Origin of the sequence: Aquiflexum gelatinilyticum (assembly GCF_024741135.1) — a bacterium.
Lineage (GTDB): Bacteria > Bacteroidota > Bacteroidia > Cytophagales > Cyclobacteriaceae > Cognataquiflexum > Cognataquiflexum gelatinilyticum.
In genome coordinates, this window is record NZ_JANSUY010000010.1 from 169,264 (window position 1) to 192,246 (window position 22,983).

Here is a 22,983-nt window from a genome sequence, read left to right on the forward strand (position 1 = left end):
CTACGGCAATAAGAGGAACGGAAGATAGGAAGGACTTTGATGCCAATTTTTAAACAAAATTGGCGAGATTGATTTCAGGCTTTTGTCTTTAAAGATTTGATATATACTGAGGGAGAAACATTTTTGAACTTTTGGAAAGCTAAAGTAAAAGAGTTCCTGTTATTAAATCCCGATTTTTCTGCAAGGCCGGTTAGGGAAAGATGCTCAAACTTTCCTGTTTCAATCAGCTTACAGGATTCGGCTATTCTCTTTTGGTTGATCAAATCAGAAAAATTGGTTTTAAGGTGGTGGTTGATATATAGAGTTAGTATATATACAGGAATATCGATATCTGCAGCCAAAGAGTGAATAGAATAGCCATGAAGAAGAAATTTCTTATCCTTGATTAAGACAAGATCGAGTTTTGATTCAATCTCTTTTGCCTTTTGTTCGGACAGGGTTTCATTCTTTTCAGGTTTGCTTTTTATAGATTGCTCCACAAACAGGTTTTGGTCCATCCCATAAAGGATTTTTGGGAAAAACACCAAAGAAAAACCTGTAATCAAGGTTATAATCACAATAGTCAAATGAATAAGAAAAAAATTAGTGAGAGGGTCAATTGCCCAAAACAAGAAAAGGAAAGGAAAGAAAATTAAGAATTCCAATCCCATGAAAATTTTAATCCATACAAACCACTCTTTAGCAAAACCTTTGATATCTTGCTTTTTTGCGTTAGCCCAAATCAAGATGACCGAAATCCCCCAATAAAATGCCAAGACAAGTGACCTGAAGGGAGTATAGAAATCAAAAGAAAAAAAACGGCTCTGGCTGTAGCTAGTAAACAAAACAGGATTGGAAATTTCTGATTGGATCAATAACTGCTTATCAGCATTGTCTAGCATAAATACCGGCCAAAAATCAAAAATAAACACCAAAACAGGTAGCAAGTGAATAAGGTCTTTACTAGTAATCCCCCTCCCTGTCAAAACCATACGGATATATACATACATCAATGGCATAAAGAGAAAGGCAACCAAATTACCCGTTCTGTATAAAAATGGGAAATGTGGGTAATATCCTGAAGTAATAAGCCATACAATCAAAGACATGTAGGTAAGCAATAAAAAATTGATCCCAAGAAGGATATTATGTCGGTTTTTTTGAAAGCCAAAAAAAATCAAAATCAACCCCACCAAGGAACCAATAAACATCGAAAAAAGGTAGAAAAGATTTACTGCTGTGATCTCCATAATCTAATTTTTTTCAATATTTAGGTGGCTGTAAAGTCTCTAATTTAGTTTAATTTCATTCATCAAATTTAAAGACTTAAAAAAAATCAGAGGCAATAATAATTGTAAACATTGATGGGAAATAACTTTTTTTTCAGTTGGGAGAATATAAATTGATTTCAAACATACAGGGAATTTTGTGTTAAAATCCTTTTTTGAAGGCCCTTTTTTTGAATTCCTTCTCATTCCCACGATATGTATCGTATTTACATCCCTACACTATTTGATTAGAATACAACTCTTCATTCCTAAAACCTTCCAACGGTCAAATGCTAATTGATTTGGGTTTTATAATAGGCAGAGGGAGACATATCTTTAAACTTCTTGAAAGCCAAAGAAAAGGAATTGCGATTATTGAAACCGCTGAGCTTGGCAAATCCTTCGATTGCCAAGTGCGAATATTTTCTCGATGCCATCAATTGGCAGCATTCTTCGATTCTCTTCTTATTGATCAGGTCTGTAAAACTTGTGTTCAAAACATTATTTATATACAGCGTAAGCAGATAAGTAGGAATGCCAGTGTCATCAGATAGGTCATGTATTGAGTAGCTATGTTGCAGATATTTCTTTTGATCTTCAAGTACAACCTTAATTTTAGTTTCTATTTCAGAGGATTTTTCCTTTGAAAGATTTTCAAGGATTTCTGTCTTAGATTTTTGTTTTTTAAGATGCGAGAAAAACAAATCCTTATCTAATCCATAGAGGATTTTTGGAAAGAACAAAAGAGAAAATGCAGTAGACAAATTAAGAAGTACTATGGCAATATGGACCAAATGGAAAGCTGTTATCGGGTCCACGGTCCAGAATAGTAAAAAAAAGGGGAAAAAAACCAAAAATTCCAAAACCAAGAAAACTTTAATCCAGGCAAACCATTCTTTTGAAAAAACTTCTTTACCAATTTTCATTGATCCTTTCCTGACCCAATACACTGAAAGAATCCAATAGATAGATAGAACGAAGGATCTGAAAGGCGTGTAAAATCCATCGGGAAAAAATCTTGACTGGTTAAATGATGTAAATAGAGCAGGATTGGATATTTCTGACTTGATTAGTGCCAGCTTTTCGCTGCTATCCAAGAGTAAGACGGGCCAATAATCCACCAAAAAAACAAAAGGGATGATCAGATGAAAAGCGTCCTTCCATTGGAGCTTTTTTCCTGATACCACCATCCTGATATATAAATACATCATGGGCATATACAAAAGACCGGTAAAATTACCTGTTCTATATAGCTGTGGAAAGTAGACAAAATAGGAAGTGGTAATCAGCCAAATAATAAAAGAGCTGTAAGTGAGAACCAAAAAATTAAATCCAAGTAATATGTTTGGCCTATTCTTCCGAAAACCAAAGAAAATCAAAACCACACCTACCAAAAAGCCGACAAACTGGGAAAATATGTAAAAAAAATTTTTCCAATCAAGGGATACCTCCATGGGTAAAAGTGTTTATTGTTTACAATCTAGGTGTTTATTTTTTATTCTAATTCGAATTGCAAATTAAAAATTAAATTTCAATTCAGATATATCCTGCCAATTTTCCAATAATGTTTTCAGGAAAGTCAATCAGATAATATGCTGTTTTGCTTTTTCCAAAAAACTATTCATACATTTGAAGCACTGTTTTTAATATTTAAAATTACCTTATTTAATGAAATTCAATTTAACTTCATTAGCACTAGTCTTTGTTTTACTTGTTTCAATTGGTTGTGCTCCGGGACTTCCTGAAGATGCCACAACACTTGATGTAGTCTACACCAATTTCAATCCTGACTTTGATTTTGCTCAGGGAACCACTTTTGCGATTCCGGAAAATGTGGTCATTGTCAACGAAACACCTATATCTCCGGGGCAACAACCTCCATTTCTGGATTTTGTAGCCGGAAGAAGTATTCTCGGTGCAATCAGGTCAAATATGCTTGCAAGGGGCTTTTACGCAGGTCAGCCAATTTGACAATCCCGACTATATTTTATTGCCTTCAGTTCCTGAAAGCAATTCACTTTTGTTCAACTACAATTGGTGGTTTTGGGATTGGTGGATACCTAATTTGGGATCCGGTCTAGGTTGGCTTTATCCGGGATACCAGCCATTGGTATCCAGCTCAGTATCTACAGGTTCATTACTGATCCAAATGGTCAATATGAAAAACGTATCGGCAACCAATCAGCTGGAAGTTGATTGGGTGGTAATTGTCAATGGTGCACTTACTGGGTCACAGACCAGCAATACTGAAAGAGCTGTTGCAGGTATCAATCAGGCTTTTATCCAATCTCCTTACATCCAAAAGTGATTTTATGAAAATATATATATACCTGTCAGTAATATTGTTGGGTCTTTATTCCATTCCTGCTGCCGGTCAAGGATCAATGATTCAGTTAAATTTTGCACCGGCTTTACCTGTTGGAAAGACGGCTGATTTTACAAAAAATTTTACAGGCCGAGGGGCTAATTTTGAGTTTTACAAAATGAATGAAAATCAGACTGGATATGGAGTAGAATTTGGAACCATGAATTTTTTTGAAAAAGTACCTGACCAATTGTTTGAAAGTGGCTCAGCCTCCCTTCATGGAACCCAATACAGGTATTTGAAGATCACTCCTATTATGGGATCTTTCATTTATGTCTTTAATGCAACCAAACCATTCAAACCTTTTGTGGCTTTTGGTGCAGGGGCTGCCATCAATACCCAAACCGTCAGTATGGGAATATTTGTTGATAAAACAGAATCAAGACAATTCATTATCCGTCCGGAGCTTGGCGCCATCTACCAATTGAGTGATTATGTCGGAATCAAGCTTTCCTCCAAATACTACCAGACTTTTGAAAACAATTCCATGAGGGCACAGTCTATGCTAGGCTTCAACCTTGGATTTGTAATGCTAAATTTTAATAAATAAACCATAGTCAAAACCATTTAACCTTTTAAATCAATCCCTATTATGAAAACAAAATTATTCCTTGCAATGGTGCTTTTTGCATTACCTTTTATCAGCAATGCACAGCAAATCAATGATGAGATCAAATTGATCCAATCCGCTTTTGGAATGGAAAAGCGTGCATTGGTCGAACAGTACATGGGCCTTCCCGCAGATTCGGGATTTTGGACAGTTTATGAAACCTATGAAATTGAAAGAAGGGCATTGATGAAAGATAGGATTTTACTTATCGAGGAGTACCTGACTAAGTTGCCTACGCTTTCTGAAACTGATGCAGATATGCTAGCTTTAAAAGCAATGAAAAATAGCGCTGGCCTTACAGGATTAGCAGCAAAACATTACAAAAAAATCAAAAAAGAAATCGGTGCAGTGAATGCAGCCAAGTTTGTTCAACTTGAGAGCTATGTCCAAAACACCGTCCTCCTTGCCATCACTGAAAGTCTTCCATTTATAGGGGAGCTTTAAGGCTTTTTTGTTAAAGAAAAATTCTGACCTGCTCTTTTCCAAAGAGCAGGTTTTTTTGATTTCATTGCAAAAACAGGATATTGCAATTATTCAATGACACACCTAACTTTAAAAAATAAAACAAACCTTATCGAGATGAAGAATTTCCAAATTTTAACTTTTGCATTATTGCTGGCTTTTTTCCTTTTGGGCTCATGCGAACCAAAGGAAAAAGAAGAAAGTACTGCGGAAATTGAAATTAAACAAGCTTCTGATTTTTCAAAAGAAGGGATGGTTTGGATTGAAGGTGGTTCATTTTATATGGGTACCAACGAACAAGAAGCCTATCATGTAGAAAGACCTGCTGTACGAAGTGAAGTCAAAGGATTTTGGATGGACGTTTCCGAAGTGACCAATGCCCAATTTGCTAAATTTGTAGAAGAAACAGGATATGTGACAGTTGCTGAAAGAAAACCTGATTGGGAAGAAATGAAACTTCAACTTCCTCCAGGGACGCCAAAACCAGCAGAGGAAGACTTGCAGCCCGGTTCTTTGGTATTCTCACCTCCTGCCCAATCTGTTTCTACCCAAACTAATGACCTGAGTCTTTGGTGGAAATGGGTAATTGGCGCAAATTGGAAACATCCGGAAGGTCCAGAAAGCAATATCAAAGGCAAAGAAAACCATCCTGTTGTACATATGGCTGCAGAAGATGCCGAAGCTTTTGCAAAATGGGCGGGAAAAAGATTGCCTACGGAAGCAGAATGGGAATATGCCGCCAAAGGGGGAAAAGACCACCAACGCTATGCGTGGGGTGTAGACTTTCGACCAAATGGCCAATTTATGGCAAATACTTTTCAAGGAGATTTCCCCCATGCCAATGAAGGAAGAGATGGTTTCTTGGGAACTGCACCGGTAAAAAACTTTCCACCAAATGATTTTGGACTTTATGATATCATTGGCAATGTATGGGAAATGACAAGCGATTGGTTTGATGCAGCCACCTTTTTGAGAATCTCAGGTGAAGCTCCTGCTCTTGACAGTGCAATCAGCAAATGTTATAATCCTGACAATCCATACGCCATGGAAAAAGTAATCAAAGGTGGGTCTTTTCTATGTGCAGATGATTATTGTATCAATTATAGGCCATCCGCAAGACAAGGACATGCCTACGACAGCGGCACTTCCAATGTTGGATTCAGGTGTGTTGCGGACAAAAAGTAATTTCATTCTTTAACTGCTTCTTAATTTTGAAATCAATTGAATTTATTAAAAATTCAAACATTTCCCCCCCGTTTTGGTGATCTTGTATCGGTTTAATTCTACCTAAAAGTAAGTTCTATTTAGGTTGAAGTAAACTGGATTTTCCAAAGGAAATCCATGTTACTTCCTGATTTTTATCTATTATATTTGACTATAAGCCTTAAAATAACCTTCCACCATCCCCTATTCCGGCTAACATGAAGACTATAATTTTCACCTTGGCATTCTTTGCTTTTCTGCTTGAGGTAAATGCTCAGGACACCACTACCTACAAGTCCAACAAAATCAATAACCTCAAGTGGGTTCCCCTTCCTGCTGTAGGCTCCAATCCGGCAAACGGGTGGATGTTTGGTCTTGCCCCTTCCGCTACATGGTACATGGGTAATCCTGCGGATACCAAGATGTCGAACCTCGTCGGCAATTTTCTTTATACCACCAAAAAACAATGGATCTTCAGTTCAAGAAGCAATATCTTTTTAGATAAAAACAAGTGGATTTTGGTCGGAGATTGGAGGTATTTCATCACCTCCCAGCCTACTTTTGGATTGGGAAGCAGTGCCCCAAACATTCCTGAGGAAGATCCTGCCAGGCCTGGGGTATGGCGTGGGGAGCAACAAATGGATTTCAATTTGATCAGATTTTATGAAACTGTATTGAGGAGAATTGGGGATTCAAAGTTTTACTTGGGTATGGGGTACCATTTTGACCAACACTCCAAGATCAACAGTTTTACAAATGAAGAAAACTCTCCAACTTTAGGGTTTTCTCATGATGCATATAACCTAGCTCGGGGTTTTTCTACTGAAAGATATATTCTGTCCGGAATTACCTTGAACGCCATCATGGAAAACAGGGACATTGCTGTTTCCCCCTATGAGAAAAACTTCGCTCTCCTTTCCTACAAGATTAATCCCACTTTCCTAGGATCTGACCAATCCTCAAGTACACTTTTATTGGATTATAGACACTATTTCAACCTGAGTGAAAGAAGAAAAAGGCATCTTATCGCAGTATGGGGATATGGCAACTTCCTTGTAAGCGGCAATCTCCCCTATATGAACCTCCCTTCCATCGGATGGGACATGTTTGGCAGGTCAGGACGTGCCTATGCCCAAGGTAGATTCCGGGGTGAAAGCATGGCTTATACCGAAGCAGAATACCGATTCCCCCTTCAAAAAAACAAGGAAACTTTTGGCGGGACAGTTTTTGTCAATGCAGGGAGTTTCAGCAGCAGAGACACCAATGAAAAACTTTTTGAACAATTCAACCCGGGATATGGGTTAGGTCTTCGCGTCATGATCAATAAGAAAAACCGCACAACAATTACAGCAGATTATGGTTGGGGCCAAAAAGGCAATTCGGGCTTTTACCTGAATGTGAACGAGAGTTTTTGAAAAATGAATAATTCAGAATGAGGAATTCTGAATGAAATTCATTAGCAGCTTGTCTTAGCCTTAAATTACCATCTTCTTTAGTTGGTGAGTTAAGTGAAAATAAAATGCATTTTGGCAAAAGCCAAAATGGATAAATAATTCAAAATGTTAATGGTGACACAACCATTGTCTGAACACAAAAAAATCAACCAATCGTGCAAAAACTCGAATATCCGTGTTCGGTGCAACGAATTGGTTGATTAAGAATTATTTCCTATCAATAAACCAAGGTTTTTACTTCCCCTTGATTTTTAGATAAAGCTTTTTTAAATCCTCTCGAAACAAAATTTTTGGTACTGGGTAAAGTGGGTTGGCTTCTGCTAATGCCCTACTAATCATTTCCGGTAAATCGCTTTCCTCGATTTCTGGAATATTGCTTTGGATACCCATTTTTTTATTCATGTCTTTCAGGTAAAGAACAAAAGCATTTGCTTTTTGGGCGTTAGTTAAATTTCCGTTGGCAATACCAATATGGTCAGCAAGTTCCGCAAGTCTGTTGCTTGCTGCATTTCCATAAAATTCCAACACATGGGGCATGATGATGGCATTGGCTTGTCCATGCGGATATCCATAAAAGCCGCCAATTGTATGTGCAATGGCATGAACATATCCTACGTAGGCACGTGTGAAAGCCACTCCTGCCAGATAGGAACCTTTAAGCATTGCTGCCCGGGCCTTCAGATCTCCCGGGCTGTTATAAGCCTGAAGCAGGTTTTGGTGAATAAGGGTTATTGCTTCCAATGCTGCTTTTCTTGTTTCTTTGGTATTACTACGACCGATGTAGGATTCTACAGCGTGGGTCATTGCATCCATTCCGGTTGCTGCAGTAATATGGGGTGGAAGTTTTAAAGTAAGCTCGGGGTCCAGTACTGCATAATGGGGAATGAGACAAAAATCATTGATGGGATATTTTTCGTGGGTTTCGGAATTGCTGATAACAGCTGCCAATGTTACCTCACTTCCTGTTCCGGCAGTGGTAGGGACTGCAATCAATGTCGGGATTTTGAAAATCACTTTCAATACACCTTTCATCTTCCCGACCGGTTTATTTGGACGGCTGACCCTCGCTCCTACTGCCTTGGCACAATCCATAGGTGAGCCTCCTCCAAAAGCAATAATGGCTTTGCAATTGTACTGATGATACATTTTCAATGCCTCCTCGACATTTTCAATGGTCGGATCGGGCACAGTCTTGTCAAAAACAGCATATTGGCAGCCATTGACGCCAAGTTCTGTGATCAGGTTATCCAATAAACCCAACTTCATCAATGTACTGTCTGTCACGATCAAAACATTCTTGATTTTTAACTGCTGAAGCAAGTCCGGCACATTCTTTACACATCCAGCACCCTCCAACACCACCGGTTTCCTCCAGGGAAGTAATGGCATGGCGAGTTTAAACGAGGCTTGATAAAGTCTATAATATAATGTTAGAATGGTTTTTCTCATTTTTTCTTATTGATTGTTTGGCATTTAAAAAGTACCCGAACTTCTTTATTCTATTGCTTTCTTGGATTGAATCCCTATCAAAACCATTTTAACAGACCATCGATTAATACCTCTTTTGCTTTGTTATAAGGTGGGAATAAAGGTGTCACAGCGGTGAAGCCGACTCTTTGCTTGAGGAGAGATTTTTGATTGGTAAACTCCAAGAAACCAAAATGTCCATGTGACTTTCCAATCCCGGAATTGTTTACCCCCCCAAAAGGAAGTTCCGGATGGATGAAATGCAGCACACAGTCATTAGCAACAGCACCACCTGAGCTAGTCTTTCTAAAGATGTATCCCAACTTTTTGTCACTTTTTGAAAATGCGTACAGGGCAAGAGGTTTTGGCATTTTGTTTACAAAATTCAAAGCCTCATCTATATTTTCATAGTCCATCACCGGAAGTATGGGTCCGAATATTTCATCTTCCATTACTTCCATGGATTCCTTGACCATGGTAAGGATAGTCGGCTCTATAAAATTTTCTTCTGGTATATTTTTACCTCCTTTGGCAATTGTGGCTCCATTTTCACAGGCATCTTCTACCAATTTGTTGAGCCGGTTGAAATGTCTTTCATTGACTATTCGGCCATAGTCAGGACTTTTTTCCACTCCCTGTCCATCGCTGACATACAGTGTATCAATGGCTTCATTCAGATTTTGGACAAATTCATCCCGTAAGGATCTAGGCACCAAAACAAAATCAGGAGCTACACAGGTCTGTCCGCAATTGATGAATTTGGTTGAAGCAATTTTCCTTGCAGCGTCTTTGAGGTCCGCATCCGGTGCTATAATTACAGGGGATTTCCCTCCCAATTCCAAGGTTACAGAGCCCAGATGATCTGAAGCCGATCGCATCACAATCTTCCCGACCATGGGACTTCCAGTAAAAAAGATGTGGTCAAATGGTTTGGCAAGGAGCAGCTGACTGGCCTCAAGCCCGCCTTCAATAACACACACCATGTTTTTTTCGAAGATCTCCCCTATCATCTCTTTGATCAATGCAGAAGTATGGGGCGTCATTTCCGAAGGTTTTATCATCACCGTACAACCTGCACTCAAAGCAGATACCAATGGACAAATTGCCAGATTGAAGGGATAATTCCATGGGGCAATGATCAGACTTGAACCTTTTGGTTCATATTGAATCGAAGCTTTGGTACCAAGAAAAGTGACCGGTGTAGGAACCCTTTTTGTTTTCATCCAATTTTTAAGATGCTTAATGGTATGCTTGGCTTCTGATACCACCGGGTAGATTTCTGAAATATCTGTCTCCGTGTAAGGTTTGCGATAATCCGCATACATGGCTTTTCTGATATCCTCCCTATGGTTCAATATCCAATCATGAAGTTTACGGATGAGTCCGATCCTTTCCTCTGCAGTGCTGGATCTCATATTTAAAGAATGAGTTTTTTGTAAATCGAAAACCTTATCTATTTCGGTTTTCATCAATTCCACTTCCATTTTTTCTAAAATTTGATAAGCAAACAATTTTCATCCTTATTAATTAGAAACCAATTTTTTGAAATCCCATGTGGTATTCATTCCAATAATGCTTCAAACATTCCTTGAATTATGGCAAGATTTTCCAAAGATTCTTTTCGGGAAACAATAAGTTTGACAGAATAAAAAAACTCTTATAAAATAAGAAAGTAGAAACTTTTGAGTATTTGAGAGAAGTGATAAAAGCTGGAAAAGTCTTTTTAAAAATTACAAATAAATATTCCATATGAAAAATCGATTAATACAATTGTTCATGATATCAGGCTTGCTTGCATTTTTTGCCTGCGGACCCAGCCAAAATGAGTCTGATTCGGAAATAGGTGCTGAAGGCATTGAAATTTCCGAAGGCATAGACAGAACAATACTACCTATCAAACACCCGGAAAGGGTAAGGTACAGCGAACTCGATGTGCGCAATACCACGCCGCCACCAAAATTTGAAGTTACGGCTCCAAAAGACGCTCCAAACGTAGTTATAATTTTGATGGATGATATGGGATTTGCTGTTCCCGAGACCTTTGGCGGTCCGGCATATATGCCTACCCTCGACCGTCTTGCCAAAAACGGCTTGACATATAACAGATTTCATACCACTGCACTTTGTACCCCAACAAGGGCAGCCTTGCTTACGGGTTACAATCCACACTCCGTAAACCTTGGCATAATTACTGAATTAGCAACTTCTTATCCCGGTTACACTTCTATTCGCCCTCAATCTATTACCCCGTTGGCTGAAGTCCTCAGGCAAAACGGATATAGCACGGCCCAATTTGGAAAAAGCCACGAGACTCCTACTTGGGAAAAATCAAGTAACGGACCACAAGACAGATGGCCCACCCATTCAGGCTTTGAGAAATTTTATGGATTCTTAGGTGGAATAACCAACAACTGGGCACCGGTCATTTATGATGGGGTAACCATGATAGAAACTCCCAGCTATCCTGGCTACCATTTCACCAACGATATGACCAATCAAGCCGTTTCTTGGGTAAACAAGCAACAAGCTTTGCAGCCCGACAAACCATTTTTCATCTACTATGCACCGGGTGCAACACGAGCCCCGCATCATGCCCCTAAAGAGTATTCTGCCAAATATAAAGGCAAATTCGACAAAGGTTGGGATGTATTGCGTGAAGAAACACTGGAGCGTCAGAAAAAATTGGGCATCGTCCCTGCCAATACAATCCTTCCTCCAAAACCGGAGCAGATTCAGGATTGGGCCGATTTATCACCTGTTGAACAAAAATTGTTTGCCCGACAAATGGAGGTTTTTGCAGGGTTTGCCGAGCACACCGACCATGAAATCGGCCGCTTGATCGATGCGATCGAAGAAATGGGTGAATTAGACAATACCATCATCTTCTTTATTGCCGGTGACAATGGCTCAAGCGCCGAAGGTCAGCAAACAGGTATGTTCAATGAATGGACCTACTTTAACCGGGTAAAAGAAAATGTTGATGATATGATGAAGCTCTATGACGAATGGGGAACAGAAAGTACCATTCCACACATGGCTTCCGGATGGGCAGTAGCTACCAATAGCCCTTTTACATGGACAAAGCAAATGGCTTCAGATTTTGGAGGAACCCGCAACGGGATGGTGGTGCATTGGCCTAAAGGCATAAAATCCAAAGGGGAAATGAGAAACCAATTTGGCTTTGTCGCTGACGTGGCTCCGACAGTTTACGAAGTGACTGGAATCCCTTCCCCCAAAATGGTAAACGGCATTGCACAGGATCCTATCGAAGGTACCAGTCTTGCATATTCCTTCAACAATGGAGACGCACCGGAACAACATACTGTGCAGTATTTTGAAATTGGCGGAAACAGGGCTGTTTATCAGGACGGTTGGTATGCCCGAACAATTCACCAGGCTCCTTTTTTGCCAGAACCATTTAATACACTGCAAAATGATGTTTGGGAATTGTACAACACCAAAGAAGACTTTAGCTTATCCAATGACCTTTCGCAAAAAGAGCCTCAAAAACTCAAAGATATGCAGTCTCTATTTATGAAGGAAGCCGAGAAATACCATGTATTACCCATTGATGATCGCACGGTAGAGCGAATGATAGCAGAGGTCGCAGGCAGGCCAACTGTGATGGCACCAGGTAGAACATCTATGAAGCTTACAAAGGACATGAAAGGTCTGGGGGTGGATGTATTTCCTAACTTACAAAATACCTCCTACACCATTACCGCTGAGGTTGAAGTCGGACCCGGGGGAAATGGGGTTTTGGTTTGCCAAGGAGGACGGTTTGGAGGATTATCATTCTATGTCAAAAACGGAAAGCCATTCTTTACCTATAATTTCCTAGGATTGAATTCCACCACCATTTCTTCAACCCAGACTTTGGCACCCGGAAAACACACCTTGGTGTATGATTTCAAATATGATGGCGGCGGACCAGGCCGCGGTGGTGTTGGAACGATTACCGTGGATGGTCAAAAATTTGGAGAAGGCCGCATTGAAAGGACCCAACCTGGAATTTTCTCTGTGGTGGATTTGGCAGATGTAGGTGTTGATTTAGGAACTGTTGTGGCAGATTATGGTACGTCAAGTAAGTTTAATGGTAACATCAAAAATGTAACAATACAGCGCATTGCTGCAACCGTTCCATCAGAAGCCCCGGCCATAATTGATTAAAAGGTAAGTTCAGCTTGATGACTTGCTCCAATTGGCTATTTAGTCACGGAGGTTTTAAAGGAAGAATTTCAGTGAGCATTTACCGCGGTAATCTCATTGAAATTCTTATTTATTTTCTGAATTAAAGAGAAAAGATTATAAACGGCTTAAAGAAAATGATCATAGATAAATTTTTATCAAATTTCAAATGGATCATGGCCCTTTGCGGCTTATTAACCTGCAGCATGTTTCTTGGGCTTTTTTCACCGGAAGCATCACTTCAAATGAATTTTGGGGAAATTCCCGGTTCATCACCATATGAAAGTATTATCGTGCGAAATTGGTCTGCTTTATTAGGGCTAATCGGAATAATGTTACTTTATGGGGCATTAAATCCCTCTGTCAGGTCTTATTCATTGATTATTGCAGGAATAAGTAAAGTCATTTTTATCGCTTTGGTGCTAACCATTGGCAGCCAATACCTTAGCAACCAAGTCGGCACGGCAGTAATGGTGGATTGCCTCATGGTATTTTTATTTACCTTTTATCTTATTCTTTCTGCATTTATAAAAAAAGACACTGTTTAAGAATTACAATAAGGCAAAGACAAGAACCGAGATTCGAGAGCCGAGAAGCGAGAAAAAATGAATAATTCAAAATGATAAATGCGACTTAAACGCTGCGCAGTCTTGATTTATTTAGCCACTTTCTTAAGCTGTTGGTTATAAAAATAAAAAAACTCCCAAGCATGAAGACCTGGGAGCATTAGAATAAGGAGTACAAGATTTTTTTATTTTTTAGGAGCTTTGCCGCTTCCAAGCAGGGCTGATTCTCTCAGTTCAGAAATTAGCCTCCTCATTTTTGCCTGCCAATCTTCAAATCTCTCCATTATTGGATTTGTAGGGATTATAACCACCTCTTCTACAAGGTTAGAGACTTCCTTGTCCACTTCAGATTTCTTTCCTTTTTTTGCTGGCTTTACATTGTTGGGATCAAAGGACCTCAATTCTGCAAGCCAATTCTTTTTGCCCAATAATTTCCCGAGTTTTTTAACTTCCTTGAGGGACTTTTTTGATTCCGGTTTGGCTGATTTGAGGTGATCGATTGTCAGGTGTTTTCCTTTAAGTCCAAGGCCGTATAATTCATTGATCTCTGCCAAGAAAGCATCCACAACTCCGTTTAAGTGAAAAAGAAAAGATCCTTGGTGTGCTTTTTCAAGGTCTGAACCTACTACTTTGGGTTCTTTCAAGGCATCAAGATACAGCTGTGCATATCTCAATTTGGCATCCGTATGTTCCTTGAGGGGGGAATATTTCTTCATTTTCATGGGTTGTCTGTGTTTTTGGTAAAAGTACCCAAATTCAATAATCCAATTTCCAATGTTAAGTGATTTTTTGGAAAATTGAACAAAGGGAATCTGTTATGAAAATCCTTCAAATTATTTTTTTATTAAAAATGAATCTCTTGTGGAAACAAAAAGACAGTGATTTGATAACCGATTAAAAAGTACCCTAATTGAAAAAGAATGTAATTTTGAAGCAGATATCAAGTGTATTTTTAGGCTTCACGGGTATAAGGCACTGCTAATGGCAGTGCCTTTTTTTTGGCCATCCCATAATTCCGGTCAATTTTTACCAAAATTCTTTTGGGTTATTTTAATGTTAAAAGAAAGCTTCTCAGGTCAATAAAAGACTAAAATTTGATAACCCTGTAAAAAGAGATTCCATTAAAAGAGGGGGTAAATTTGTACTTCCAAAACATGGAAGCTTTTTAGACTGTATGGGTAAATAGGCACTGTCAATGACGGTGCCTATTTTTTATTCTTGGTCTATCCGGTAAAATAATTGAAAGGATTAGAATTGGAAATGATCTTGGGAGGATAGACAAAGAATCGTTAAAAATTTTCCTGAACTGCCACAGCGGATATTATTGTCAAAAAAAGCAACTAATTCAGGTTCAGGATTATGCCGGAAACAAAAAAAATGGCCGGTATTACCTGCCATTTTTTTCCCGTTCTCAAGCCCTATTAATTACTGTTATGGTTTAATCGTAACCTTTTCCTTCAGTTCTGCGATGGATTTTTCCAAATCATCCATTTGTTGGTTCAATTCGACCCTGACGTTTTTCCAGGTATCGCTTTGGATAGCCGGAGTATCATTGACCACTGCTATGAGTGCACGATTTTGATTGATCAAGCTTGTCAGTTCTTCGTCATAAGCAAGTTTGCGGTCTGTTTTGTCGGAACTGAACCCTTCTTTGATTTCCTCCAGGTTTTGGGTATTTTCCTTTAGCCTTTCTTTGGTTACCATCAGGTATTCAGTGACTTGGGTGGCTGAGTCAGAAGCGACTTGGTATAGGTCCACTTTTGCTTCGGTTACCTCATCCTGCTTTTCTTCTACTTTTGATTCAGCATCGTCCATTTTCTCTTCTATTGGCTTGGAGCAACTGCCAAAGCCAAACCCAATTGCCGACACTAGCAGCAAACTGCTTACTTTAGATTTGATATTCATCATCGTGGTGATTAGTGGTTTTTAATGCCAAATTTCAATTGGATACTTCTTCCAAAGCTGTTTTGGAAGCATCTATCCTGCTTTTTACTTTGTCTTTTAGGATTCTGCCTTCTTTCTTAAGCTTTTTTGCAAGGTATTCACCTGTTTGCTTTACCTTCTTCTTGCTTATGTTATTTCTGTTTTTTTTGAAAAAAAAACCAATGATTGCCCCTGCACCGATCACCATCAGTACACTGCTGACAATCAATCCGGTTGGATTTGAATCTGAAATTTTCATAGTGTGTTTCTTTTTATTTGTTAAAAATTCGAATTCAAGTTTTATCTGGGGATAAAATGCAGTTCGAGAGTTCCTCCGTCTTGTTTAAGCCACATTTCAGAACTTTCAAGCTTCAGTATTTCATAAATCCCATCTGCGAGGTTGTTGTCAAAATCAAAAGAGATTTTTTCTTCATCACTCATAAATATCCATACTCCGTTAGTCACGAAGTCATATTCCATACCGAGCAAAGTATACTGTGCAGTGAGGGTGGCAGCGCCATCTTCTGTAAGGTCCAATTCATATTTCGTGTAATCCGCCGTGACATTGGTGCCATTATCCAAAGCCTCTGCTACTTTCCAATCATTGCCCACTCTATCTGCTTTCGGTATTAGGCTTACAGCCGGTCCATCCGGGTAATCTTCACATCCAAATGCAAGCAATCCCGACAGCATAATTAATACAGTAATTGATCTGATTTTTTTCATAATACTTGTGGTAAATAATCGTTGGTTTAATTTATTCAAAGGTAGGCTTAGGAGGTCTTTTAAAATTATAGATTATACTATAAAGCTTACAGATATTACTTATTGGGGGAATCTGGAAGGGTTGAGGGGACATAGACTATGGTGACACAGAATCAGGAATGTTTGTAGAGACAGAAAAATTGGCTGGTAGAAAACTAAATCTTGGTGGGGATTAAAAAAAGAAAAGACAGGTTTGACCTGCCTTTCTTACCATTTTATAAGCCCTAATAAAATCTTTAAATATTCTTTCTACTCGTTAGGTAATCTCATCCCGAGATTGCACTAAGGAAAATAAAAATTAAAAAATGTGATTATCCATTTGTCGGTAAGCATCGGTATCATTTAATTCACCCAAACAAATTCCACCGAAGGAAAAATAGCAGGCGATCCATGTTAACCTCTAAAGTAACAGAGACCTTCCAAAGCTTGTCGCTGACCTACAAATAGATAATCTGAAATCAATCAAAAAGTTAATCCTCGTAACCGCTTTTGATGATTGTCGAAACCATCTTAAACTGTTTGTTTGCATTGAAAATATAATTGGAGTTGGCAGGGATAATGATTCCCTGTCCACGAGTCAGTGTAAACTTTTTGATATCTATCGTAAGTTCTGCACTGCCATCGATAATCTGGATATAATTGTCAAAATGGGAAATCCTTTCTTCAACTTGGGTACCCACATCCATAGCCGAAGCTGTAACGCTTCCGGTGACTTTGCTCAGTATCCTCTTGCTGACAACCGAATCTGTGAGGTATTCGATGATTTCTGTGATCACATGTTCTGATCCTTTTGCCAGTTCCAAATTCCCTTTTCTTTCCATCTTCTGTACTTTTTTGCAATTCTTATGATACAAATGTCAGGAATATTGGAGTGGTAATTTTGCAGATTATATGGTAAAACTTACATATATCATACATTTTCCAAATTTTCTTTGCGTATTTTTTTCATCTGCTTAAAAAATGAAGGAGTCAGTCCCGTGATTTTCTTAAACTGATTGGAAAGGTGGGATACACTGCTGTAATTTAACCTGTAAGAAATCTCTGTCAGGTTGAGTTCGTCATACAGCATCAGTTCTTTGACCCTTTCGATTTTATGAAAAATAATAAACTGCTGTATGGTGATCCCCTTTACATCAGAAAAAATATTGGAAAGGTAAGTATAGTCATAACCGAGTTTTTCACTGATAAAGACCGAATAATTGACTTTGGGTACTTCCTCATTGTAATGGACCATTTCGATGATGACATTTTTGATTTTATCAATAAGGATACTTTTCTTGTCATCAAGAAGCTCCAGCCCTATCTTTTTTAAGTTGGCTTGAAGGTCATCATGCTGTTGCCCTGTCAATTCAGTTTTTAAATCGACTATTCCGATGTCAATGGTAAGAAAGGGAATACCTAGCTTTTCCAGTTCCATTTGGACTATCATTTTGCAGCGGAGGCTGACCATATATTTGATATAGATTTTCAAGCTCTTTGAGTTTGGTTAACTTAAATATTCTAAAAAATTAATTGGCTGAAATCCGTGGTGGGAGTATTTGTAATTTACTGATTCTCTTTGATAAAACTTAAAATATTATTGAAATCATAAGTGGGATTAAAAAAACTCACAGAAAATCTATTTCTGTGCAATTGTTTCAAAAAAAAAAATTAGGATTCACTCTAAGGTCAAAAAAAATCAGACTGTGGCCATGTGGCCTATTCTTAGAAATTTGACAACTTCGTTGTAATTTTTGTTTAACCTGACTTCAATTCTCCTGATAAGTTCGTCTTCTTTTCCCTCTTCAAACTCCAGGTCTTCGTCAGTCAGTTCAGGAAATCTGGTTTGCAGGTGGGTAGATTGTCTCCCCCAATCACCGTATACCTTGAAAGGTTCTTTTTTTACACTTTTTCTAAATTCCATATTAAGTTTTGGGTTGGTTAATATAAAAACAAAGGTCGGCTTAAAACCGACCTAAAAGATTATACAATGACAGAATAGGCTTACAAATATTACATATTCTGTCATAGACCTAAGCGGATACTGTTATATCAGACACCGCTTCCTCCCCTGATGACACGCAGCAAAACTACTACGATCGCAATGACCAAGAGGATGTGGATGATGCCACCGCTGCCATAGCCAAGAAAGCCTACGGCCCAGATGATAACTAAAATAACGGCAATAATATAAAGGAGATTTCCCATAGTTTTGGTTGTTGAGAATTGAATTAAGAGTTTATGAAATATTAGATTCGGGTAAATGAAATTTTAAAGGCCAAAATCAAAATGAATTCTTACGGTTTCAATTTCGAATACCCGAATTCAGAGGTAAGAAATCTGCCATTCCGGTAGGACCGATTACAACAACAGGATCAATAAGATGATGACCAACAAAAGCGCACCTATGGAAAGGTAAACTCCTCCCCCATCTCTTTTTATTTCTTCATTGATTTCTCGCACTTCAGACCTCAGTTCTTTTTTCTCGGTTCTGTCCATCATGGACCTATCCATAGTTTTGATCTCTTCGAGCCGGTCCACCAAAATCTTCATTTCGGCCTCAGGCATCTTGGGCTTGGTCTCTACTTTATCTTTGCCTCCAGCTAATACTAAAGCAGAAGAGAAAAAGGTGAAAGCTATTGCCAGCATTAAAATCAGATTGAATCTTTTCATCTTAGATGTTTATTTATGTGGCAATTTTGCAGGATTTTAGTTAACAACTCTTATAATTTGCTCGCCAAAAGTTTCATATTTAACAGATTTGCTTAGGTGGGAAAAAGGATGAGTAACCAGGAAATCAGAATAATAGACTTATCTATTCGAACTATAGGTTAATTAATTTTTTTCGGCACACCCTTCAAACTGAGAAATCTATTTTTTGACAAGGATATGAAAAAGTGAACTCTGGAAATATAAAGACTTGGAAGATAATTTATTTGCAATATTTTGATAAATACGGTATTTAATCATATTTCAATGGTTTTTTTTTCATTTTGAATAATTACATTTGGTTGGTTTAACGTAGAAACCAGGTATTCACGGCAACCACAATTAGGCGCAGTCATTGGCTGCGCCTTAATTACTTAATAAATATGATATGAAGTTTTATTATTATCTCTTCAAAACCCATTCCGCATGTTTCCCCTCAGAATTTTTTCATTTAGCTAAGAAACTTGAGATTGTAAACCCGGGAAAAATCAGGTTTAATCCAATAGTGTTTATTTATTATATTCCATACTGTTTCACCATTTCACTTTTTATCAATTTTTGAAATGAATTCGGGTTTGGATTTCAACAATATATTTTTCTTGGTTTCGGTTGTGATAGGCCTTCAGACAGGAGTTATTGTGATGGTGTATTCTTTCCGCAAAAACACAAAGAGTATCCCGCTCGCCCTTACTTTCTTGAGTCTTTCTTTGGCCATTTTTTTCAGCATGTTGATCAGTTCGGGTATGATGGTTCATTTCCCGGGAATTTACAGAACCGGAAATATTTTTGCATTGATATTCGTGCCCATGCCTTTTATCTACATGCATTGTGTCACCCATAACAGGGACTTGAAATGGAGCGATGCTTTTCATTTTATTCCGATGGCTATCTATATCATTGACTATTCCCCTGTTCTTTTTTTATCATCCGCAGAAAAGTTAGAATTAATCCTACAGGACATCAATGACCCTAATAAGTTCACAGAATTTAGACAAAGCATGTTTTTTCCAAATGGATTCCATCAAACTTCGAGAACTATTCTGATCAATATTTATTGGCTGTTGCAGATGAGGCTTTTGGTCAAGTGGCAAAAAAACATCAACAGGTCTTTCAATAAGTTTGAAAAAGACTGGCAGGTATGGATTATTTTCTTCATGACCTTTCAATTCTTTTTGTTTATGCCTTTCTATCTGACTTATTTTTGGTTGGAAAAAGAATTGGTTTTTATGCTGGTTCACTTTACGGGAGCGGTTTTATTGATGTCAAGTGCAGTATTGCTTTATTTTTTTCCACAGCTTTTATATGGTCTGGATGAAATCAAATTTGTGACGGACCAAATAATTAAATTGGAGTATTCTCCCAAAACAGAAAAATCAGGTGTCCAACCTGATGATAAAATGAAAGAGCTTGGACAGATAATTTTAAATTGGATGGATGAAAAGAAAGTCTATCTCAATCAGCGGTATTCAATTCAGGATTTTGCAAGAGAAACAAACATCCCTTACTACCAGCTTTCTGCCTGTATCAATCATTATCTGAATACTAATTTTGCAGATCTTTTAAACAAAAAGCGTATTGAGCACAGTATGGAATTGCTCCAAAAAGGTGAATTTTCCCATTACACTTTAGAGGCTTTATCTGCCGAATGCGGTTTTAATAACCGAAATTCATTTGTAATTGCTTTTAAGAAATTCACCGGAAGGACACCATCAGATTATAGAAAAAGCCTAGTAAAATAAGCTTTGTCCTTACCTATGTAGAAAAATAGATTTTACAATATTTTGAAGCTGGACAAAAAACAAAATGAAAATTTTTTCGGCCCTTCATTTTTAGCAATTTCCTGATACTAGTTTGACAATATTCGATAAAAAATGTCAAGTAGACCGATAAAGCCCTCATTGCAATAGATTTACATTCCTATTTTTGATCCCAAAGACGCAAATAAAAAAATCAGCGCTTAGGGTATTATTTGATTGATACAATTTTTATAAATTATATGGAAATAAATGAAAATAAAACAAAACAAGCATTCTCAAGTCGCGAGCTTGTGATAAAGTCAATTGAGATCATGCATCTCAATGTTGGTAATAAGTCCGAAACTGATTTGGATGAATTGATCAGAAAGTTGGGAATGCCGCAGCGGACTTTTTATTATACCTTCAAAAAATTGACAGGAGAAAGTCCCAAAAGATTTATAAAGCATCTGAAGATCAAAAAAATTCAACAGGAATTAAAAATAAAAGGCCCAGGTCAAAACATCAAAAAAATAGCTTCTGAATATGGGTTTAGCCACATGGGGCAATTCAGCCAGGATTATAAAGATGTAATTGGTGAAAATGCTTCTTTAACAGTAAAAAACAATACAAAAACCAAATTATACTAACAAATCAGACTATGAAAAAAAACCTTTTAACCTTTTTTGCCCTGATAATAAGCGTCAGTATGGGATGGTCCCAACAGAAGAAACCCAACATTTTGGTTATCTGGGGAGATGATATCGGTACTTGGAACATCAGCCACAACAACCGGGGTATGATGGGATATATGACTCCAAATATAGATCGGATAGCGCGCGAAGGGGTTGGTTTTACAGATTATTATGCGCAACAATCCTGTACAGCAGGTAGGGCAGCTTTCATAGGTGGAAATGTTCCTGTCCGTACAGGAATGACCAAAGTAGGTATGCCGGGAGCTAAAGAAGGTTGGCAAAAAACTGACATCACCATTGCGACAGTGATGAAAAATCTTGGATATGCAACAGGGCAATTTGGAAAAAATCATCAGGGAGACCGAGATGAACATCTCCCAACAATGCATGGGTTTGATGAATTTTTCGGAAATCTTTACCACCTCAATGCAGAAGAAGAGCCTGAAAATGAAGATTATCCTTCAGATATGGTCCTTGCCAATGGAAAAAAATTTAAAGAGGTTTTTGGACCACGGGGTGTCATTCATTCTTGGTCAGATGGAAAAGGTGGGCAGAAAATTGAAGACACAGGAGCACTTACCAAAAAGAGAATGGAAACTATAGATGATGAATCTGTTGCTGCCACTAAAGAATTCATCAAAAAACAAGTTGCTGCCGGAAAACCATTCTTTACCTGGTGGAATGGAACAAGAATGCATTTTCGTACCCATGTCAAAGAAGAACATAGAGGCATCAGTGGTCAGGATGAATACAGCGACGGAATGGTGGAGCATGATTTACATGTAGGAGAACTTTTGTCTTTATTAGATGAATTGGGAATAGCAGACAATACAGTGGTCATGTATTCTACTGACAACGGTCCTCATTATAATACCTGGCCTGATGCAGGGACTACACCTTTTCACGGTGAAAAGAACAGCAGTTGGGAAGGTGCCTATAGAGTTCCTGCTTTTGTAAAGTGGCCTGGTAAATTTCCCGCAGGAGTTACTTTAAACGGTATTGTTTCCCATGAAGATTGGCTTCCGACTTTTGCTGCTATCGGCGGTGACCCGGATGTAAAAAGTAAAATAATGAAAGGAGTTTCAATGGGTGGCCGAACTTATAAAAACCACATTGATGGAGTAAACCAATTGGATTATTTATATGGTAAAGTAAAAGAGTCTCCCCGAACAGGATTCATTTATGTAAATGACGCAGGAGAAATAGCTGCTTTGAGATACGGAGACTGGAAGGCAATGTTCCTGGAAAATAGAGCTGATAAATTACAGATCTGGCTTGAACCATTTGTTGAACTGCGTGCTCCATACTTGACCAATCTTAGGCGCGATCCCTTTGAAAAAGCTTTATATGGTTCGAATACCTATTATGACTGGTATATTGACAGAGCTTATATATTAATGGCAATCCAAGGATATGCACTTAATTTTCTGACTACATTCAAAGATTATCCACCTAGTCAGACGGCGGGAGATTGGAGTTTGGGAAAAGTCCAAAAGCAAATTGAAAACATGGTTAAACCTTCAAATTGATTGAAGTCTTGATAAAACCGGACCTTCTGTTGGTCCGGTTTTTTTATTACAAATATATCTTAACCTCATTAGGATATGATTTGATTGG

General features: G+C 38.2%; 24 protein-coding genes. 11 read left to right on the forward strand and 13 right to left on the reverse strand.

From position 1 onward, the window contains the following. Positions 1 to 74: 74 nt before the first annotated feature. Positions 75 to 1,229: a helix-turn-helix domain-containing protein gene (locus NU887_RS12395; RefSeq protein ID WP_258423700.1), complete on the reverse strand. Its 1,155-nt coding sequence runs from the start codon at positions 1,227 to 1,229 to the stop codon at positions 75 to 77. 311 nt (positions 1,230 to 1,540) lie between these two features. After that, complete coding sequence (locus tag NU887_RS12400; RefSeq protein WP_258423702.1) at positions 1,541 to 2,701, reverse strand: helix-turn-helix domain-containing protein; 1,161 nt, start codon at positions 2,699 to 2,701, stop codon at positions 1,541 to 1,543. 214 nt (positions 2,702 to 2,915) lie between these two features. Between NU887_RS12400 and NU887_RS12405 the strand changes: the two genes are divergently transcribed. From NU887_RS12405 to NU887_RS12430, 6 genes are all read left to right on the forward strand, one after another. Continuing rightward, complete coding sequence (locus tag NU887_RS12405; protein ID WP_258423703.1) at positions 2,916 to 3,218, forward strand: DUF4136 domain-containing protein; 303 nt, start codon at positions 2,916 to 2,918, stop codon at positions 3,216 to 3,218. Further along, complete coding sequence (locus NU887_RS12410; protein WP_258423704.1) at positions 3,184 to 3,555, forward strand: DUF4136 domain-containing protein; 372 nt, start codon at positions 3,184 to 3,186, stop codon at positions 3,553 to 3,555. The genes NU887_RS12405 and NU887_RS12410 overlap by 35 nt, the downstream gene beginning before the upstream one ends. 4 nt (positions 3,556 to 3,559) lie before the next feature. Beyond that, on the forward strand, positions 3,560 to 4,162 hold the full coding sequence (locus NU887_RS12415; protein WP_258423705.1) for a hypothetical protein: 603 nt from the start codon (positions 3,560 to 3,562) through the stop codon (positions 4,160 to 4,162). 42 nt (positions 4,163 to 4,204) lie between these two features. Then, positions 4,205 to 4,666: a hypothetical protein gene (locus NU887_RS12420; RefSeq protein ID WP_258423706.1), complete on the forward strand. Its 462-nt coding sequence runs from the start codon at positions 4,205 to 4,207 to the stop codon at positions 4,664 to 4,666. Between the two features lie 135 nt (positions 4,667 to 4,801). Beyond that, a complete protein-coding gene (locus tag NU887_RS12425) occupies positions 4,802 to 5,869 on the forward strand; it encodes a formylglycine-generating enzyme family protein (protein WP_258423707.1) in 1,068 nt (355 codons plus the stop codon). Positions 5,870 to 6,105: 236 nt separating this feature from the next. Next, the gene (locus tag NU887_RS12430; RefSeq protein ID WP_258423708.1) at positions 6,106 to 7,302 is read left to right on the forward strand and encodes an outer membrane protein assembly factor; all 1,197 of its coding nucleotides are present in this window, start codon (positions 6,106 to 6,108) and stop codon (positions 7,300 to 7,302) included. Positions 7,303 to 7,575: 273 nt separating this feature from the next. Here NU887_RS12430 and NU887_RS12435 read toward each other — a convergent pair whose 3' ends face one another. Both NU887_RS12435 and NU887_RS12440 read right to left on the reverse strand, forming a co-directional pair. Next, positions 7,576 to 8,790 carry an iron-containing alcohol dehydrogenase gene (locus tag NU887_RS12435; protein ID WP_258423709.1) on the reverse strand — a complete coding sequence of 405 codons (1,215 nt, stop codon included), beginning with the start codon at positions 8,788 to 8,790 and terminating at the stop codon, positions 7,576 to 7,578. 77 nt (positions 8,791 to 8,867) lie between these two features. After that, complete coding sequence (locus tag NU887_RS12440) at positions 8,868 to 10,292, reverse strand: aldehyde dehydrogenase family protein (RefSeq protein WP_258423710.1); 1,425 nt, start codon at positions 10,290 to 10,292, stop codon at positions 8,868 to 8,870. A 265-nt stretch (positions 10,293 to 10,557) separates the two neighbouring features. On the opposite strand from NU887_RS12440, the gene NU887_RS12445 reads away from it, so the two are divergent. Then, positions 10,558 to 12,978, forward strand: a complete 2,421-nt coding sequence (locus tag NU887_RS12445) for an arylsulfatase (protein WP_258423711.1) — start codon at positions 10,558 to 10,560, stop codon at positions 12,976 to 12,978. Positions 12,979 to 13,133: 155 nt separating this feature from the next. Further along, on the forward strand, positions 13,134 to 13,544 hold the full coding sequence (locus tag NU887_RS12450; protein WP_258423712.1) for a hypothetical protein: 411 nt from the start codon (positions 13,134 to 13,136) through the stop codon (positions 13,542 to 13,544). 203 nt (positions 13,545 to 13,747) lie between these two features. On the opposite strand, the gene NU887_RS12455 is transcribed toward NU887_RS12450, so the two are convergent. The 9 genes from NU887_RS12455 to NU887_RS12495 form a co-directional block, all read right to left on the reverse strand. Beyond that, positions 13,748 to 14,278 carry a DUF6586 family protein gene (locus tag NU887_RS12455; protein ID WP_258423713.1) on the reverse strand — a complete coding sequence of 177 codons (531 nt, stop codon included), beginning with the start codon at positions 14,276 to 14,278 and terminating at the stop codon, positions 13,748 to 13,750. A gap of 715 nt (positions 14,279 to 14,993) precedes the next feature. Further along, entirely contained in the window at positions 14,994 to 15,470 is a 477-nt protein-coding gene (locus NU887_RS12460) for a hypothetical protein (protein WP_258423714.1), read from the reverse strand. Between the two features lie 31 nt (positions 15,471 to 15,501). After that, positions 15,502 to 15,744, reverse strand: a complete 243-nt coding sequence (locus NU887_RS12465; RefSeq protein WP_258423715.1) for a hypothetical protein — start codon at positions 15,742 to 15,744, stop codon at positions 15,502 to 15,504. Positions 15,745 to 15,785: 41 nt separating this feature from the next. Further along, positions 15,786 to 16,211: a hypothetical protein gene (locus tag NU887_RS12470; RefSeq protein ID WP_258423716.1), complete on the reverse strand. Its 426-nt coding sequence runs from the start codon at positions 16,209 to 16,211 to the stop codon at positions 15,786 to 15,788. A gap of 509 nt (positions 16,212 to 16,720) precedes the next feature. After that, the gene (locus tag NU887_RS12475; RefSeq protein WP_258423717.1) at positions 16,721 to 17,071 is read right to left on the reverse strand and encodes a cupin domain-containing protein; all 351 of its coding nucleotides are present in this window, start codon (positions 17,069 to 17,071) and stop codon (positions 16,721 to 16,723) included. Between the two features lie 89 nt (positions 17,072 to 17,160). Next, positions 17,161 to 17,721: a helix-turn-helix domain-containing protein gene (locus tag NU887_RS12480; RefSeq protein WP_258423718.1), complete on the reverse strand. Its 561-nt coding sequence runs from the start codon at positions 17,719 to 17,721 to the stop codon at positions 17,161 to 17,163. Between the two features lie 207 nt (positions 17,722 to 17,928). Next, a complete protein-coding gene (locus tag NU887_RS12485; RefSeq protein ID WP_258423719.1) occupies positions 17,929 to 18,153 on the reverse strand; it encodes a general stress protein CsbD in 225 nt (74 codons plus the stop codon). Between the two features lie 128 nt (positions 18,154 to 18,281). After that, positions 18,282 to 18,437, reverse strand: coding sequence for a lmo0937 family membrane protein (locus NU887_RS12490; RefSeq protein ID WP_258423720.1), 156 nt, complete (start codon positions 18,435 to 18,437; stop codon positions 18,282 to 18,284). Positions 18,438 to 18,590: 153 nt separating this feature from the next. Further along, complete coding sequence (locus tag NU887_RS12495; RefSeq protein WP_258423721.1) at positions 18,591 to 18,902, reverse strand: hypothetical protein; 312 nt, start codon at positions 18,900 to 18,902, stop codon at positions 18,591 to 18,593. Between the two features lie 599 nt (positions 18,903 to 19,501). Between NU887_RS12495 and NU887_RS12500 the strand changes: the two genes are divergently transcribed. The 3 genes from NU887_RS12500 to NU887_RS12510 all read left to right on the forward strand — a co-directional run bounded on the left by NU887_RS12500 (position 19,502) and on the right by NU887_RS12510 (position 22,895). After that, positions 19,502 to 20,677, forward strand: coding sequence for a helix-turn-helix domain-containing protein (locus NU887_RS12500; protein ID WP_258423722.1), 1,176 nt, complete (start codon positions 19,502 to 19,504; stop codon positions 20,675 to 20,677). Positions 20,678 to 20,985: 308 nt separating this feature from the next. Next, complete coding sequence (locus NU887_RS12505; RefSeq protein WP_258423723.1) at positions 20,986 to 21,321, forward strand: helix-turn-helix domain-containing protein; 336 nt, start codon at positions 20,986 to 20,988, stop codon at positions 21,319 to 21,321. 11 nt (positions 21,322 to 21,332) lie between these two features. Further along, entirely contained in the window at positions 21,333 to 22,895 is a 1,563-nt protein-coding gene (locus NU887_RS12510) for an arylsulfatase (RefSeq protein ID WP_258423724.1), read from the forward strand. The last annotated feature ends 88 nt before the right edge of the window (positions 22,896 to 22,983 follow it).